Origin of the sequence: Dokdonella ginsengisoli (genome assembly GCF_042652785.1) — a bacterium.
Taxonomy (GTDB): domain Bacteria; phylum Pseudomonadota; class Gammaproteobacteria; order Xanthomonadales; family Rhodanobacteraceae; genus Dokdonella_A; species Dokdonella_A ginsengisoli.
On record NZ_JBHSHD010000017.1, the window covers coordinates 46595 to 62797 of the forward strand.

The following is a 16203-nucleotide window of genomic DNA, read 5'->3' on the forward strand; positions in this document are numbered from 1 at the left end:
ACGAAAAACGGCGCGACCGCAAGGTCACGCCGTTTCGCCACGTTCAAGGTGGTGGGCGGTACAGGGATCGAACCTGTGACCCCTACCATGTCAAGGTAGTGCTCTACCGCTGAGCTAACCGCCCCTGGAATGGGGGCGCGAAGCCTAACCGAGTCGCCGCCGCGGCACAAGCCGCACGACCCGGTTTTGCGCAAATCCCCGCCGCCGGAAGGTCCTTTCGGCCGGTCTCAGCCGATCCGCGCGACCGCGGCCTCGCGGATGCGCCGCCAGACCTGCAGCAGCCGGCCCGGCACGCCGGACGGCTCGCCGCGCAGCGGTTCCACGCCGTAGCGGTGCTGCAGGCCCGCGTTCGCCCGCAGCTCGGCGTGGCGCTCCAGCGCGGCGGTCAGGCCGCGGCGCAGCAGCTCGCGCACCGGCGGCTGCAGCAGGAAACGGAAGATCTGGCCCTCGTTGATCAGCCCGATCACCAGACGGCTGTCGCGCAGCGGCGAGACCACGATCGCCAGGGTCGCCGGGCGCAGGCGCTTGAGGCGCTTGAGCGCATCGGCGACGTCGCCGTGCGTGCTCGACAGCTGCGCGACGACGACCGCGACGTCGTGCTCGGCGAGCACCGAGAGCGCTTCTTCGAGGGTGCGCGCGTGGTCGACGTGCACCGCTGCGGGCAGCAGCTCGCGCACCTGGGCGGCGATCGCGCCGCCGTCGTCGAGCACGACCACGCGCGCGGCGATGACCGACGCTGCCTCCACCGGCGCCGGCACGACCGCGGCGCGCGCCTGCGCCGCGGCGAAGTCGCGCATCGCCACGCGCGCGGCCTGCTCGACCACGTCGAGCAGATACGGCCCGTTCCACGGCTTCTCCACGAAACGGTAGATCTCGCCCTCGTTGACCGAGGCGGCGACCGAGTCCATGTCCGCATAGCCGGTCAGCAGCACGCGCATCGTCGCCGGCGAGTGCTCGGCGACCGCGCGCAGCACCTCCACGCCGGTCACGCCGGGCATGCGCTGGTCGCTGACCACCACGTGGATGCGCCGCTGCCGTACCCAGTCGATCGCCTCGCGGCCGGAGGTGGTGGCGAGGATCTCGCAGCGGCCGCGGAACAGCATGCGCAGCGAACGCAGCACGCGCTCCTCGTCGTCGACGAACAGCACGCTCGGCAGCGCGTCGGTCATGAGCGTTTCCCGCGTCCGTCGACCGGCAGCACGACCAGGAAGCGCGTGCCGACGCCGGGCCTGGACGCCACGCGGATCATGCCGCCGTGCTGTTCGACGATCTGGTGCGAGATCGCCAGCCCCATGCCGGTGCCCTGCCCGACCGGCTTGGTGGTGAAGAACGGGTCGAAGATGCGCGCCAGATGCTCGGCCGCGATGCCCTTGCCGTTGTCCTCGACCAGGATCAGCACGCGGCCGTCCAGCACCTGCGTGCGCACGACGATGCGTCCGCGCTCGTGCTCGATCGCCTGGATCGCGTTGCTGAGCAGGTTCAGCAGCACCTGGTTGATCCGCGCCGGCGCGCACTCGATCTGCGGCAGCTCGCCGGCTTCGCGCACGACCGCGACCTCGCGCTTGCGCAGCAGGTGCTGCACGATCTTCAGCGCGCTGTCGACGAGCTTGTTGACGTCGGCCTTCTGCAGGCCGGACTGGTCCAGGCGGCTGAAGTCCTTCAGGTTCGACACCAGGTCGCCGATCTGGCCGACGCCGTGCAGGGTGTCGTCGAGCAGGTCGCACAGGTCGCCGAGCGCGGCGGTGTCGATGCGCGGGCGCAGCTCCTCGATCTGCGCCATGTGCATCTCGAGATCGGCGCTCGGCTCGGCCGCGCCGGTCAGCACGTCGATGACGGCCTGCTGGGCGGCGACCAGCTGCGCCGCGTCGCCGAGCGCGCCGCGCGTCATCTCGACGTTGTTGCGCACGTAGCCGAGCGGCGTGTTGATCTCGTGCACGAGGCCGGCGACCATCTGGCCGAGCGAGGCCATCTTCTCCGACTGCACGAGCTGCAGCTGCGAGGACTTGAGCCGCGCGTAGGCGCGCTCCAGCTCGCTGCCGCGGTCGGTCAGGCGCCCTTCCACCGCGCGCAGCACGTCGAGCACGAGGCCGGTGCCGAGATAGCAGCCGTCGGCGTCGACCAGCACGAAGTCGTCGGTGATCGGGCTGCGGATGTGCGTGGCGATCGCGCGCGCCGCCTGGTCCAGCGGCGTGGCCAGCGAAAGCACCAGCGGCTGCGCGTTCATCAGCGCCGTGATCGGGCGGCGTCCGTACAGCTCGCGCCCGTAGGGCATCAGGAACACGCGCATGAGTTCGTAGCGGCTGATCGAACCGATCGGCCGCGCCGCGTCGACGACGGCGAGACTGAGCAGGCCGCCGTGTCGCGGATCGAGGAACAGGCGCGCGACGTCCAGCACGCTGGTCTGCGTCTCGACCGGCGCGGTCTGCAGCAGCAGCGGCTGCAGGTCCGTCGGCGCGGCGGCACCCGGCGCGCGGGCGCGCGTCGTGAGGGCTGGATTCATCGTGCTGGACTTCGCGGCGCGGCGCCCATGCGCAGGCGACGCAACTTACAGGGGCAGCGGCCAAGCCTAGCCGGCGCGCGCGACAGATCCGTGACTGCCGCACGCGACGCCTTCTCCGGCGGCCGCCCTCAGCCGATCAGGCCCTGCTCGCGGATCTTGTGGATCTCGTCGCGCAGGCGCGCGGCGTCCTCGAACTCCAGGTTCTGCGCGTGCTTGTACATCTGCGCCTCGAGCTGCCGGATCTTCGCCGCGATCTGTTCCGGCGACAGCGTGCGATAGTCGGCGGCCGGCTCGGCGACCTTGCGCGCCGCCGGCGCGGTACGGCCGCGGCCGCGCTCGGCCGCCCCCTCGGCGCGCGCGCCCTCCATGACGTCGGTGATCTTGCGCACCACCGACTTCGGCGTGATGCCGTGCTCGCGGTTGTACTCGACCTGCTTGGCGCGGCGGCGGTCGGTCTCCTCGATCGCCGCCCGCATCGAGCGCGTGACCTGATCGGCGTACAGGATCGCCGTGCCGCGCAGGTTGCGCGCGGCGCGGCCGATGGTCTGGATCAGCGAGCCGGTGGAGCGCAGGAAGCCTTCCTTGTCGGCGTCGAGGATCGCCACCAGCGACACCTCGGGCATGTCCAGGCCTTCGCGCAGCAGGTTGATGCCGACCAGCACGTCGAACTTGCCCAGGCGCAGGTCGCGCAGGATCTCCACGCGCTCGACCGTTTCGATGTCCGAATGCAGGTAGCGCACCCGCACGCCGTGTTCTTCGAGGTATTCGGTGAGGTTCTCGGCCATGCGCTTGGTCAGCGTCGTGACCAGCACGCGGTCGCCCTGGGCGATACGCGCGTTCGCCTCGGACAGCAGGTCGTCGACCTGGGTGCGCGCCGGGCGCACCTCGACGCGCGGATCGATCAGGCCGGTCGGCCGCACCACCAGCTCGACGACGTTGCCGCCGGACTTGTCCTTCTCGTACGGGCCGGGCGTGGCGGAGACGAACACCGTGCGCGGCATCCGCTCCTCCCACTCGTGGAAGCGCAGCGGCCGGTTGTCCAGCGCCGACGGCAGGCGGAAGCCGAACTCGACCAGTGTCTCCTTGCGCGAGCGGTCGCCCTTGTACATCGCGCCGATCTGCGGCACGGTCACGTGCGATTCGTCGACCACCAGCAGCGCGTCCGGCGGCAGGTAGTCGAACAGCGTCGGCGGCGGCTCGCCCGGCGCGCGTCCGGTCAGGTGGCGCGAGTAGTTCTCGATGCCGTTGCAGTAACCGACCTCGGCCATCATCTCGACGTCGAAGCGCGTGCGCTGCTCCAGCCGCTGCGCCTCGACCAGCTTGTTCGCCTTGTAGAGATAGTCCAGGCGGTCCTTCAGCTCGGCCTTGATCGTGTCGATCGCGTGCAGCACGCGGTCGCGCGTGGTCGCGTAGTGCGTCTTGGGGTAGACCACGTAGCGCGGCACCTTGCGTACGGTCGTGCCGGTCAGCGGATCGAACACACTGAGGTTCTCGATCTCGCCGTCGAACAGCTCGATGCGCAGGGCCTCGGTCTCGGACTCGGCCGGGAACACGTCGATGACCTCGCCGCGCACGCGGTAGCTGCCGCGGCGCAGGTCCATGTCGCCGCGCGTGTATTGCAGCTCGGTCAGGTGCCGGATCAGCTTGCGCTGGTCGGTGTGCTCGCCGCGCGCCAGGATCAGGCGCATCGACAGGTAGTCCTCGGGGTCACCGAGGCCGTAGATCGCCGACACGGTCGCGACGATCAGCGCGTCCGGCCGCGACAGCAGCGTCTTGGTCGCCGACAGGCGCATCTGCTCGATGTGCTCGTTGATCGAGGAATCCTTCTCGATGTAGGTGTCGCTCGACGGAACGTAGGCTTCCGGCTGGTAGTAGTCGTAGTAGCTGACGAAGTACTCGACCGCGTTGTTCGGGAAGAACTCCTTGAACTCGCCGTACAGCTGGGCCGCCAGCGTCTTGTTCGGCGCCATCACCAGGGTCGGCTTCTGGATGCGCTCGACCAGGTTGGCGATGGTGAAGGTCTTGCCCGAACCGGTCACGCCGAGCAGCGTCTGCTGCGCGAGGCCTGCGTCGAAGCCTTCGTGCAGGCGGGCGATCGCGCCCGGCTGGTCGCCGGATGGCTTGAACGGCGCGGCGAGCTGGAAACGTTCGGACATCGGAACTCCGTGTCGGTCTTCGATTATAGCGGCCGCCCCCGACCGGCTCCGACGAGCGCGAGGGCGGATTTCCTACGGCGGATACCGGCGTCCGGCCATCGTCCGGGGCGAAGGCGGCTCCTAGGATGCCGGAGTCCCGATCTGGAGGCTCGCCATGCGCAAATCCATGCTTCGCCGGAAAGGATTCACCCTGATCGAACTGCTGATGGCGGTCGCCATCCTCGCCGTCCTGCTCACCCTCGCCGCGCCGTCCTACGCCACGCTGGTCGGCCGCACCCACGTTCGCGCCGCGCGCAGCGCGCTGAACGCGAGCCTCAGCCAGGGCCGGCTGGCCTCCGTCTCGCGCGGCATGCACGTCGTCGCCTGCCCGAGCGAGGGACAGGACGGCTGCGACCGCACGACACGCTGGCAGCACGGCTGGATCGCCTTCGTCGACGCCGACCGCGACGGCGAACGCTCCGCCGACGAGCCGCTGGTCGTGGCCACCCAGGCACTACCCGACGGCGTCGCGATCGTCACCTCCGGCGGCCGGCTCGACGTGGATTTCCAACCCGACGGCACGGCCGGCGGGTCCAACCTCAGCCTGACGATCTGCGACCGCGCCGCCGGCGCGCAGGCCGCCCTGCAGCTGGTGGTCAGCAACGCCGGCCGGACGCGCAACGGCGCACCGACGCCGGAGCAGGCCGAAGCCTGCCTGCGCGCCGCCGGCTGAGGCCCGGTTCGCGACGGGATCTTGACGCGCGCCCGCACTGTCAACAAAATACGCGGCTCGCCCGAATAGCTCAGCTGGTTAGAGCACTTGACTGTTAATCAGGGGGTCGTTGGTTCGAGTCCAACTTCGGGCGCCATCTTCGAAACGCAAAAAGGGCCGCAGCGATGCGGCCCTTTTTCGTTCCCGATCGTCGCAGGGAGCCGGCACGCCGGGCGAGCCCGCGCACCTAAATTCTTCTTCATCGAAATCGTCGCGGGGCAGCCATTGAACTGCCCGCCATGGCCCATAGCTTGGGTCTCGGCCGCGGCAGGCCGATCTCCCTCCCCGTTGACGCTTGCCGGCCGCGGTCGTCCTTCGTGAGAAGTGCAGCCAGGCGGGACGGCGGGGTCGCCAAGGATGGCCAATTCTCGCCGGCACGAAGCCGGCGCACCAGGCTCCGACCTTCCCTCGCCTCGTCCGCCGCCGCCCATCCGGACGCAGGAATTCCCGCGCCCCGACACGACGTCGATCAGCCGGCGTGGATCCGGTAGCACGGCACGTAGCGCGAACCGGGCAGCTTCATGCGCTGCTGCGCGACGAAGCTGGCGAGCAGCGCGTCCAGCGCCTGCATGATCTCGCGGTCGCCGTTGATCTCGAACACGCCGTACTTCTCGATCGCGCGCATGCCCTCCTCCTTGACGTTGCCGGCGACGATGCCCGAGAACGCGCGGCGCAGGTCGGCGGCCAGCCGGTGCGGCGGCTGTTCGCGATGCAGGTTCAGCGCGGCCATCGCCGCATGCGTGGGCTGGAACGGCAGCTGGAACTCGCGCTCGATGTTCAGGGCCCAGTTGAAGAAGAAGGCGTCCTTGTTGTCGAGGCGGTACTGCCGCACGCGCTCGACGCCCTTGCGGACCTGGCGCGCGACCTCGCGCGGATCGTCGACGACGATCCTGTAGTGCCGCGCCACTTCGTCGCCGAGCGCCAGGCGCAGGAAGCGGTCGATCTGCTCGAAATAGGCGGCCGATTCGCGCGGACCGGTGAAGATCAGCGGGAACGGCAGGCTCGCGTTGTCCGGGTGCAGCAGGATGCCGAGCAGGTAGAGGATTTCCTCGGCCGTGCCGACGCCGCCCGGGAAGACGATGATCGAGTGCGCGATGCGGACGAAGGCCTCCAGGCGCTTCTCGATGTCCGGCATGATCACCAGGTGGTTGACGATCGGGTTCGGCGACTCGGCCGCGATGATGCCGGGCTCGGTGATGCCGATGTAGCGGTTCGTCCGGCGGCGCTGCTTCGCGTGAGCGATCGTCGCGCCCTTCATCGGTCCCTTCATCGCGCCGGGGCCGCAGCCGGTGCAGATGTCGAGCGCACGCAGGCCCAGCTCGTAGCCCACGCGCTTGGTGTAGAGATATTCCTCGCGATTGATCGAGTGGCCGCCCCAGCAGACCACCAGGTTCGGATCGACGTTCGGGCGCAGCACACGCGCGTTGCGCAGGATCTCGAACACCGCGTGGGTGATGCCCGGCGAATCGTCCAGCTCGAAGCCGCCCGCCTCGATCTGCATCGCGACATAGACGATGTCGCGCACAACCGCGAACAGCAGCTCGTTGACGCCGCGGATGACCTGGCCGTCGACGAAGGCCTCGGCCGGCGCGTGCTTCAGCTCCAGCTTGATGCCGCGGTCCTGCTGCAGGATCTGGATGTCGAAGTCCGGATAGCGCTCGAGCAGGGCGCGCGCGTCGTCGCTGGCCGTGCCCTGGGTCAGCACGGCCAGCGCGCAGCGGCGCAGCAGCTCGTGCAGGCCGCCCGCGCCGGCGTCGCGCAGCCGCGCGACTTCGTGACGCGACAGCACGTCGAGACCGCCGGCCGCCGGCGAGATGCGCGCGCTGGCGGTCGCCGCGGGTGTCGGCTCCGCGTGCCTGATCGGTTTCGGTTCGGTGGTCGAACCCGGCTCCGTGCTCATGTGATATTCCTTCGCGATGGCGGCTGGCGCCGCATGGGACTGCTAGCAATGCCATCTGCAGCCCTTTCGGTCAAGTCCGAAAAAGAAACGGCCGAAGGAATCTCGGCCGTTTGCACACTCGACACTGGGCGAATCCGGAATCTTGCGTTATCGGCATTGAAGCTCGATGGCCTGATAGGAGGCGCCTTCAACTGCGTCATTTGGGCAGGTCGCGGGGTCCGGCGGCAAGGATGGACTGCAGGAGCCGAGATAGTACATGTACCTGCGATAGTCGACGTTGACGGCAAAAGCCCCAACGACGGAACACGAGCCCGCCACCTGTCCCTGACTGGCCACGCCGCCTATGGCGTAGGCAAATCCGCCGCACTCTCCGTTTTGCCTCGTATTGCAACTACCGATCTGCTGATAGATGTTGCCGAGCGCGGCATCCGAATTCTGCACCCAGCCCCTGGCCGCGTCCGTCGGACAGGGAGGCTGGCCGGTACCCGAATAGGGAGGAGCGCACTGGTTCGTGTAGGAGTAGCCGTATTCGTCCACCCAGTATTCACTGCGTCCGGTGGTGGTCCAGGATGCGCCGTACGCAACATCCGCAAAACCACAAATCAGCAATGCAAGTGAAGCAGATAATGCCTTCATATTACCCTCCGGTTTCAATATTCGGAAAAATAAATGAATTGCCGAAAGTAAGGCACTTTCGGTGAACCGTTCTACCAACCCGGCCCACTCGCGTCAATTGATTGCCGATTTCGATCGTATCCAGAATTACATTAAATAATTTTTTGGGAAAAAAAAACGGCCGGCGCAAGGCCGGCCGTTCTCGAACCGCGGGAATGTCCCGTCAGAACGTGTAGCGCAGGGTCACCAGCACCGACCAGCGCGACTGGGCGTTGTCGTCCTGCTTCGTCTGCGCGATCGACTTCGGATCGGTCAGGTTGTAGATGTACTTGCCGTCCGGTCCGACACCGGCGAAGTTTGCCAGCGAGCGGTTGTACGGGAAGTTCGGGTTGTAGATCTGGCCCCACTTCTTGTTCAGCATGTTGCCGATGTTGAAGAAGTCGAAGCGGATCTCGCCCTTGTTGCCGGCGAACAGGCCCGGTACTTCCTGCACGAAGCTCATGTCGAACTGGTTGACCCAGGACGACGTCGCACCGTTGCGCGAAACCACGCCGCCCTGGTGGTTGCGCAGATAGTCGTTGCCCTTGATGAAGGCGTAGAACTGGTCGATCTGCGCCTGCGTCGTGCCCGGCGTGAAGCTCACGTCGCCCGGACGCGGCACGTAGAACACGTCGTTGCCGCGGATGCCGTCGCCGTTCATGTCGTTGGCGAAGGTCCAGGTGTAGGGCTGACCCGAGTTGATGTTCCACACGCCCGAGACGCTGGTCGTGTAGTCACCGAAGAACTTGTGCTGCCAGGTCAGCGCGGTCAGGAAGCGCAGACGGATGTCGTAGTTCGAACGACGCGCGACGTCCTCGTTCGGGTTGTACGTCGGACGGCTGTTGTAGTTGCTGAACGCCTGGCTCGACGTGCCCGGATTCACTTCGGTCGAGCGGCCGTAGGTCAGCGCCATCGTGCCGAACCAGTTTTCCGAGTACGGCTTGCGCAGCGACAGGGTCAGGTAGTTCGACTCGCCCTTGCGCGTGTTGGTCAGGTAGGTCGAGCTGGCGCCGAAGCCCGGATTGTTGCCGGCGCGCTGGTTCGCGGAGTAGCCCGTCGGGCTGTTGGAGCCGACCGGATTGCCGTTGCGGTCCAGGAAGTTGGCCGGATTCAGGCCGGCATTGGTCCAGTAGTTGATGCGCCCGTCCGGCAGGAAGCCGTTGCCCGGTCCGAGGTTGATCGCGTTGTACTGGATCGCGTTGCGCACGCCGACGTGGGCGAACTCGACCGTACCGATCAGGCCCCACCACGGCAGCTCGCGGTCGAAGGCGAGGCCGATCTTCAGCGCGGTCGGCAGCTTCATGTCCTTGTCGACGACGTCGACAGTCTGCTGCGCGCCGGCGCTGCCGGGCGGATCCTGCGTGAACGGATCCGGATTGAAGCAGCACTGCGAAGACTGTCCGGACGGCGGACGGATGTCGAACGTCTGCAGCGTGATGCCGTTGTTGGTGAACGGATTGGCCAGCCACACCGCCGGCGTCACGCCCTGCACGATGCCGATGCCGCCGCGCAGCTGCGTCTTGCGCTCGGTGTCGAAATCGTAGTTGAACGACATGCGCGGCTCGAGCACGCCGTTGCCGTTGATCGTGCCCTGGTTCGAGTAGCCGAACGCGTTGCGGAACCGCTCATTGGCGACCGGGCGGTCCGGCACGCGCGGGATGTCCCAGCGCAGGCCGTACTGCAGCGAGAGCTGCGGGGTGATCTGCCAGGTGTCCTGCGCGAACAGGCCCCACTGGTCGAGGCGGAACTGCGCGGCGATGCTGTTGATGTCGCCGTTGGTCGGCCGGTACAGCGAGAAGCGCGAATAGTTGCCCGCGGCGAAATCGTCGATGCTGTTGAACTCGTAGGCGCCGAATTCGGTGCGGCCGAACAGGTTGAAGAACTTGTCGCGCTGGAAGTCGGCACCGATCTTGATCGTGTGGTCGCCGAGGAACCAGTTGCCGGCGAGGAAGCCGGACAGCGTCTTCACGCCGAGCACGTTGTAGTGACGGAACTCGTCCTCACCGAGGTAGACCGCCGTGCTCGAATTGTTCGGACCGAGCGCGATGCGCACCTGCGGCTGCTGCGCCAGCGTGGTCGGCGTCGAGTCGTACTTCGACCACGAGAACGACGCCTCGGTCGAGAACGTATCGGTCCAGTCGTCGTACAGGTTCAGGACGTAGTTCTCGAGATTGCGGTTCTGCGTGTACCAGTTGCTGGACAGGTTCAGGCGCGTGCGGCTGGGCGAGTTGAAGAGCGGCTGTTCGCTCTTGGTCTTGGAGTAGCGGAAGCTGGCGCGGTGGCCGTCGGCGATGTTCCAGTCCAGCTTGCCGAGCCAGAGCTTGTTTTCCTGGTCCGCATTCGACGCGTTCAGGTCACCCGGCTTCATGCCGTAGCCGTTGGCGATGTCGACGATGCGGTCGAGGTCGTCCTGCGAGATGTTGACGATGTTGCCGCGGCCCGAGCCGATCGGACCGAAGTCCGGCGCCGGCGCCAGGGTCTTGGATTCTTCGTAGCTCAGGAAGAAGAACAGCGTGTCCTTGATGATCGGACCGCCGAGCGTGGCGCCGTAGGTCTTCTTCGCGTCGTAGCCGGTGAATTCGGCCGGCTCGTCGCTGGTCAGGTCCTTCGCGTTGGTGTACGCGTAATAGGCGCTGCCGTGGAAGTCGTTGGTGCCCGACTTCGTCACGATGTTGATGTTGGCGCCGACCGCACGCTTGTTGGTCACGTCGAAGTTCGCGGTCGAGATGTTGTATTCCTCGATCGCGTCGAACGACAGCGGCTGGTTCAGCGACGGCAGGCCGTTCGGCTCGAGGCCGAACGAGTCGTTCGTCGCGACGCCATCGATCGTGATGTTGTTGTAGCGGCTGTTCTGACCGAGCGCGGAGATTTCGCCGCGGCCCTTGTTGGTCAGGTTGATGTTCGGATTCAGGCGCGCGATGTCCTGGATCGAGCGACCCGGATTCGGGATCAGCTTCAGTTCGCGCTGCGAGACGTTCGTGCTCAGGCCCTTGTTGTCGGCCTGGAAGACCGCGCCCGGCGCCGCCGCGGTGACGGTCAGGCCCGCCAGCTCGGTCGCGTCGCCACCACCGCTGCCCCCGGCGGTCAGGTTCAGCGTGGTTTCCTCGGCCAGCTTCAGGTAGACGTCGCCCTGATCGGCCTTCTCGCCGTGGTCGCCGGAGGCCTTGACCTCGAACGGACCGCCGACGCGCAGACCCTGCGCGGAGTAGCGGCCGTCGGCATCGGTCAGCACCGTACGGGAGCTGCCCGACGGCACGTGGATGATTTCGACGCTGGCGCCGACGATCGGCTTGCCGGCGGCGTCGACCACGCGGCCGGCGATGGACGACGATGTGTTCTGCGCAAACGCGCTGGAAACCGCGCAAAGCGAGGCGATGGCGAACGGCAGGAGCCGCATCCGAAGTGGCTTGTTCATTGCTGCTAGTCCCTCACTGCATCTGAAGATTGCGGACACAAAAGCCGCCACCCGAGGCTTCCCGCAGAAGCCCCTATGGCGAGCGATGGATTCTTGCTACCCCGAAACGACCCGACGGAAACCCCCATCGGGTAAGGCTTAACTGCAGTTTAACAGCGAATGATGACGGTTTTGTAACGTCAGGCCAGATTTTGCTGCGCCGCGTCAGGTCCGCGCGCCCCGTCGATGTAGCGGGCGCGCTTGATCGGCCGCAGATGCGCCAGATCCAGGCGCACCAGCCCGTCGACGCAGCCGCCGAAGGCCGGATCGACGCCGAAGTCCAAGAACCGCACCCCGGCGGGCTCGCACAGGTCCGCGTACTGGCGGTACAGGGTCGGCAGCTGCGCCTTCATGTCGGCCAGACGCTGCTTCAGGATGCTCAGGCCTTCGCCCGGCGAGCGCCCGGCCCAGTCCGCGTGCGCGGCATCGGCAATGGACCTGGAGATGACAAAAGGATTGCGAGCCTGCGCCAGCTGCTCGTGGTCGCGGAAATAGTGGCCGTGGTAATGCACGATCCATTCGCGCGCCTCCGGCGGCAGCGAGGCGCTCAGGCTGACCGGGCCGAACAGGTAACGGACCTCGGGCCGCTTGCGCAGATAGGCGCCGATGCCCTGCCACAGGTAATCCAGGCTGCGCGAGCCCCAGTAGGCGGGCTGCACGAAGCTGCGTCCCAGCTCGACCGCCTCCGGCAGGAAGGCCTGCGCCTCGGGGGCGTAGTCGAACAGGCTGGCCGAGTACAGGCCGTCGAGGCCGCGCTCGCGCAGGATCGTGCCGGCCTCGCCGAGCCGGTAGGCGCCGACGATCGCCAGCGCCTGCTCGTCCCAGAGCACGACGTGGCGGTACCAGGCGTCGTAGCGGTCGAGGTCGCGGCGCGCGCCGGTGCCCTCGCCGACGCGGCGGAACGCCAGTTCGCGCAGCCGGCCGATCTCGCGCAGGGCCGGATCGTCGGGACGCGCGTCGAGCAGCAGGATCTGCTTGCCGTCGTTGGTGCGGCCGAGCACTTCGGCCGCCTGCAGCGCGCGGCGCACCTCCAGCGGCGACTCCGGATGCGCCACGGCGGCGGAGGTCGGAAACACGGTCGGGCGCCGATGCGCCAGCCGGTAGACGTGGCGGCGCATGTGCGTGGCGATCTGCGCGGCGTCCAGGTTCGAGCGCGTCAGCGCCGAGGTCGGCACGATCTCGCCGACCTGGAAGTCGATGCGCGAATTCGCCGCGCCGAACATTTCCCGCGCGAGCAGGAGCATCGCCAGCGGCTTGGCCAGCATCGACACGCCGTAGAACACCGGCGAATTGCGCGCCTGGATGTGCACCGGCAGCACCGGCGCACCGGTCTTGAGCGCCAGGCGCGCGAAGCCCGGCGACCATTCCAGATCGCGCACGCCTTTCGAACTCATGCGCGAGACCTCGCCGGAGGGGAAGACGATCACCGCCTCCTCGCGCTCCAGCGCGCGGTACGCCTCGCGCATGCCGGCCATCGCGCTGCCGTTGCCGAACACCGGCAGCGGCAGGAACAGCGGCTTGAGCGGCTCGAGCTTCATCAGCACGTCGTTGGCGAGCACCTTGACGTCGCGGCGCACCGAGCCGACCAGCTGGATCAGGGTCAGCGCGTCCATCGCGCCGAGCGGGTGGTTCGCGACGATGACGACGCGGCCCTCGACCGGGATGTTCTCGCGATCGGTGTTGGCCACGCCGTAGCCGATCTTCAGGTCGTTCAGCACGAACTCGAGGAAATCGAATCCGGACAGCGATTCCCCGCCCTTGAGAAGCGAGTTGATGCGCTCCTCGCAAGCGATCTTGCGCAGCAAGCCGACCACCGGCTGCGAGAACGTGCGCGCGCGGCCTTCCGACAGGCGCGGAAATTTCTCGTAGAACGTGCGTTCAACGCTGATCAAGGCCCCACCTCTCGGATCGTCCGGAGCACGCTAGCGCCCCCGTATTACAACAACTTTGCGCGCTTGCGCGATGTGACGCGGGTGGCCGACCGGCCGCCAGCCGTCACTACCGGACCAGCGGCGCGCTTGTCAGTGCACGCCGGCAAGTTTGACATACGCCACCAGGCCATCGAGGAACATCTGCACGGACAGCGCGACCAGCAGCATGCCCATCAGACGCTCCATCGCGGTCAGCACGCGCGCGCCGAGGATGCGGAACAGGAAGGTCGAGGACAGCAGGATCAGGGCCGTCAGCAGCCAGGCGACGATCAGGGCCAGGCTCCAGTCCACCGTGCGGCCGGGGTCGCTGTTGGCCAGCAGCATCACGGCGGCGATCGTCGACGGCCCGGCCACCGCCGGAATCGCCAGCGGAACGATGAACGGCTCGGCCGCCTCGTCGCCGCCGAAGATGCCGTGCTGCGGCGGGAAGATCATGCGCAGTCCAATGATGAACAGGATGATGCCGCCGGCGATCGACACCGACTCCTGCTTCAGGTGCATCAGCTGCAGGAGGTACTGCCCGCCGAACAGGAAGGCGAACAGCGTGACCAGCGCGATCAGCATCTCGCGCACGATCACGAACATGCGCCGGTCCGCCGGCACGGACTTCAGCACGCTGAGGAACAGCGGGATGTTGCCCATCGGGTCCATGATCAGGAACAGCAGGACGCCGGCGGACAGCGTGCTCATTGAACTTCCCATTCGTCCCCCGTGTCGATGCGGCGATCGCGCTGCGCGGCGCGCCGGGCCATTCTAGAGGCGGCGCGTGGAGCCTTCGCTCGAATGATGTTACCGGCTCAGGCCGGCGGACGCAGATCGAGCGCCTTGCCGCGCAGTCCGGCCGCACCGGGACCGAGCAGCCGGACCACCGCGGCGGCCGCCACGGCCGGCTCCGGGTGGATCAGCGTGTTCTCGCCGTAGTACGCCGCGCGGCGCAGCGCGGTGCGCATCGGCCCGGGCAGCAGGGCGTGCGTACGGACGCCGGAGCTTTCGGTTTCCTGGTGCAGGATCGAGGCCAGCCCCGCCAGCGCGTGCTTGGCCACGCCGTACCCGCCCCAGAACGCCTTGCCGACGCGATCGAGGTCGTCGAACACGAACACGATGGCCGCGTCCGGCGCCTGGCGCAGCAGCGGCAGGCAGGCCTGGGTCAGCAGGGCCGGCGCGTGCAGGTTGACCTGCTGGGCGCGCGTCCATTCCTCGGGGCTCTGCTGTTCGAACGGCTGCAGGGTGTCGAAGTGCGCCGCCGCATGCACCAGCCCGTCGAGCCGGCCGCAGCCGCGCTCGATCGCCGCGGCCAGGTCGGCGAAATCCTTGGGCGTCGCTCCGGCCAGGTCCATCGGATAGATCGCCGGTTTCGGCGCGCCGAGTGCGTCGATCTCGTCGTAGATGCGTTCGAGCGGGCGGACCTTGCGCCCGAGCAGGACCACCGTCGCGCCGGCCGCCGCCGCCGCGAGAGCGGTGGTGCGGCCAAGACCGCCGGTGGCGCCGGTGACGAGCACGACGCGTTCGCGCAGCGAATCCGCCGCGGGCGGCGCGGAGCCGTCCGCGAAAGGCACCAGAGGCAGCACGATCAGGCCTTCTGCGTGTCCTGGACCAAGCGTTCCAGCTCGCCGGACTCGTAGAGTTCGAGCGTGATGTCGCAGCCGCCGATCAGTTCGCCATGGATGAACAGCTGCGGGAACGTCGGCCAGTTCGAATAGCGCGGCAGGTTGGCGCGGATCTCCGGGTCTTCCAGCACGTTGACGGAATGGAAGCTCGCGCCAACCGCCTTCAGCGCCTGCGCCGTGCGGCTGGAGAACCCGCACATGGGGAACTGCGGCGTGCCCTTCATGAACAGCACGATCGGCTGCGATTCGACGGTGGACTTGATGCGTTCGATGACGTCCATGATGGCTCTCGGAAAAAGTGCGGGCGCGGGCGGCGCCGATGGGGCGCATGTTACCAGCTGGCGACATGCGGCCGCTGCAGCGGGATGCAACCGCAGTCCGGCCGCGAGCTTCTTGTGTCGCCGATGAACGGCTCCGGTTCGAGCTATTGGAAGATCGTGAACGGACTCTTAGACTGCAAGACCCGCTTTCCTCACCCACCGGCAAGGAGAACCCGCATGGCGATCGAACTTCCCCCGCTTCCCTGGGCGCGCGATGCGCTGGCTCCGCACATCTCCGCGGAAACCATCGACTACCACTACGGCAAGCATCACCAGACCTACGTCACCAACCTCAACAACCAGATCAAGGGCACCGAGTTCGAGAACCTTTCTCTGGAAGAGATCATCAAGAAGTCCTCCGGCGGCATGTTCAACAATGCCGCACAGATCTGGAACCACACGTTCTACTGGAACTGCCTCAAGCCCGACGGTGGCGGCGAGCCGAGCGGCCGCCTGGCCGACGCGATCAACAAGGCCTTCGGCGGTTTCGCCCAGTTCAAGGACGAGTTCACCAAGACCAGCGTGGGCACCTTCGGCTCCGGCTGGGGCTGGCTGGTGCAGCGTCCGGACGGCGGCCTGGCGCTGGCCAGCACCTCCAACGCCGGCACGCCGATCACCGGCACCGACCGTCCGCTGCTGACCTGCGACGTGTGGGAACACGCCTACTACATCGACTACCGCAACGCGCGGCCGAAGTACGTCGAGGCGTTCTGGAATCTGGTCAACTGGGACTTCGCTTCGAGCCAGATGGCCTGACGGTTCGGTTGCAAAGAAGAAATCTCGCAGAGACGCAGAGATCGCAGAGGTAAAAGATCCATCTTCTACTCTGCGTTCTCTGCGCGCCTGTGCGAGACAGCAGTTCGCGAAGAGGCTTGGAAGTTCGTCATTCCCGCGCAAGCGGGAATCCCAATTGCCGTTCCATGGATGCCC

12 protein-coding genes and 2 tRNA genes are annotated in these 16203 nt (G+C 67.2%); 3 read left to right on the top strand and 11 right to left on the bottom strand.

The window, feature by feature from the left end; translation table 11 throughout:
• Positions 1-49: 49 nt before the first annotated feature.
• The 4 genes from ACFO6Q_RS19205 to uvrB form a co-directional block, all read right to left on the bottom strand.
• A tRNA-Val gene (locus tag ACFO6Q_RS19205) sits at positions 50-124 on the bottom strand.
• 103 nt (positions 125-227) lie between these two features.
• Positions 228-1169 (bottom strand): response regulator, encoded by a 942-nt coding sequence (locus tag ACFO6Q_RS19210; RefSeq protein ID WP_380022768.1) that lies wholly within the window; start codon positions 1167-1169, stop codon positions 228-230.
• On the bottom strand, positions 1166-2500 hold the full coding sequence (locus ACFO6Q_RS19215; RefSeq protein WP_380022770.1) for a sensor histidine kinase: 1335 nt from the start codon (positions 2498-2500) through the stop codon (positions 1166-1168). The genes ACFO6Q_RS19210 and ACFO6Q_RS19215 overlap by 4 nt, the downstream gene beginning before the upstream one ends.
• A 128-nt stretch (positions 2501-2628) precedes the next feature.
• Positions 2629-4656: an excinuclease ABC subunit UvrB gene (gene uvrB, locus ACFO6Q_RS19220; RefSeq protein WP_380022771.1), complete on the bottom strand. Its 2028-nt coding sequence runs from the start codon at positions 4654-4656 to the stop codon at positions 2629-2631.
• 154 nt (positions 4657-4810) lie between these two features.
• On the opposite strand from uvrB, the gene ACFO6Q_RS19225 reads away from it, so the two are divergent.
• Complete coding sequence (locus ACFO6Q_RS19225; RefSeq protein ID WP_380022773.1) at positions 4811-5368, top strand: GspH/FimT family pseudopilin; 558 nt, start codon at positions 4811-4813, stop codon at positions 5366-5368.
• A gap of 59 nt (positions 5369-5427) precedes the next feature.
• Positions 5428-5504, top strand: a tRNA-Asn gene (locus ACFO6Q_RS19230).
• Positions 5505-5876: 372 nt separating this feature from the next.
• Here the strand turns inward: ACFO6Q_RS19230 and ppnN are convergent.
• The 7 genes from ppnN to grxD all read right to left on the bottom strand — a co-directional run bounded on the left by ppnN (position 5877) and on the right by grxD (position 15234).
• Complete coding sequence (gene ppnN / locus ACFO6Q_RS19235) at positions 5877-7307, bottom strand: nucleotide 5'-monophosphate nucleosidase PpnN (RefSeq protein WP_380022775.1); 1431 nt, start codon at positions 7305-7307, stop codon at positions 5877-5879.
• Between the two features lie 147 nt (positions 7308-7454).
• A complete protein-coding gene (locus ACFO6Q_RS19240) occupies positions 7455-8021 on the bottom strand; it encodes a hypothetical protein (RefSeq protein ID WP_380022776.1) in 567 nt (188 codons plus the stop codon).
• Positions 8022-8145: 124 nt separating this feature from the next.
• The gene (locus tag ACFO6Q_RS19245) at positions 8146-11376 is read right to left on the bottom strand and encodes a TonB-dependent receptor (protein WP_380022777.1); all 3231 of its coding nucleotides are present in this window, start codon (positions 11374-11376) and stop codon (positions 8146-8148) included.
• Positions 11377-11555: 179 nt separating this feature from the next.
• On the bottom strand, positions 11556-13307 hold the full coding sequence (gene olsF / locus ACFO6Q_RS19250; protein WP_380022779.1) for a bifunctional ornithine lipid synthase OlsF: 1752 nt from the start codon (positions 13305-13307) through the stop codon (positions 11556-11558).
• 129 nt (positions 13308-13436) lie between these two features.
• Positions 13437-14036 carry a MarC family protein gene (locus ACFO6Q_RS19255; protein WP_380022780.1) on the bottom strand — a complete coding sequence of 200 codons (600 nt, stop codon included), beginning with the start codon at positions 14034-14036 and terminating at the stop codon, positions 13437-13439.
• Between the two features lie 107 nt (positions 14037-14143).
• Positions 14144-14914: an SDR family NAD(P)-dependent oxidoreductase gene (locus ACFO6Q_RS19260; protein ID WP_380022781.1), complete on the bottom strand. Its 771-nt coding sequence runs from the start codon at positions 14912-14914 to the stop codon at positions 14144-14146.
• Between the two features lie 2 nt (positions 14915-14916).
• Entirely contained in the window at positions 14917-15234 is a 318-nt protein-coding gene (grxD, locus tag ACFO6Q_RS19265; RefSeq protein ID WP_380022783.1) for a Grx4 family monothiol glutaredoxin, read from the bottom strand.
• Between the two features lie 216 nt (positions 15235-15450).
• On the opposite strand from grxD, the gene ACFO6Q_RS19270 reads away from it, so the two are divergent.
• Positions 15451-16029 (top strand): superoxide dismutase, encoded by a 579-nt coding sequence (locus ACFO6Q_RS19270; protein WP_380022784.1) that lies wholly within the window; start codon positions 15451-15453, stop codon positions 16027-16029.
• Positions 16030-16203: the final 174 nt, after the last annotated feature.

Coding starts and splice junctions, on each gene's coding strand:
- ACFO6Q_RS19245 (WP_380022777.1), bottom strand. CDS start 11,376: ATGAACAAGCCACTTCGGATGCGGCTCCTGCCGTTCGCCATCGCCTCG.
- uvrB (WP_380022771.1), bottom strand. CDS start 4,656: ATGTCCGAACGTTTCCAGCTCGCCGCGCCGTTCAAGCCATCCGGCGAC.
- grxD (WP_380022783.1), bottom strand. CDS start 15,234: ATGGACGTCATCGAACGCATCAAGTCCACCGTCGAATCGCAGCCGATC.
- ACFO6Q_RS19210 (WP_380022768.1), bottom strand. CDS start 1,169: ATGACCGACGCGCTGCCGAGCGTGCTGTTCGTCGACGACGAGGAGCGC.
- ppnN (WP_380022775.1), bottom strand. CDS start 7,307: ATGAGCACGGAGCCGGGTTCGACCACCGAACCGAAACCGATCAGGCAC.
- ACFO6Q_RS19270 (WP_380022784.1), top strand. CDS start 15,451: ATGGCGATCGAACTTCCCCCGCTTCCCTGGGCGCGCGATGCGCTGGCT.
- ACFO6Q_RS19225 (WP_380022773.1), top strand. CDS start 4,811: ATGCGCAAATCCATGCTTCGCCGGAAAGGATTCACCCTGATCGAACTG.
- ACFO6Q_RS19255 (WP_380022780.1), bottom strand. CDS start 14,036: ATGAGCACGCTGTCCGCCGGCGTCCTGCTGTTCCTGATCATGGACCCG.
- ACFO6Q_RS19215 (WP_380022770.1), bottom strand. CDS start 2,500: ATGAATCCAGCCCTCACGACGCGCGCCCGCGCGCCGGGTGCCGCCGCG.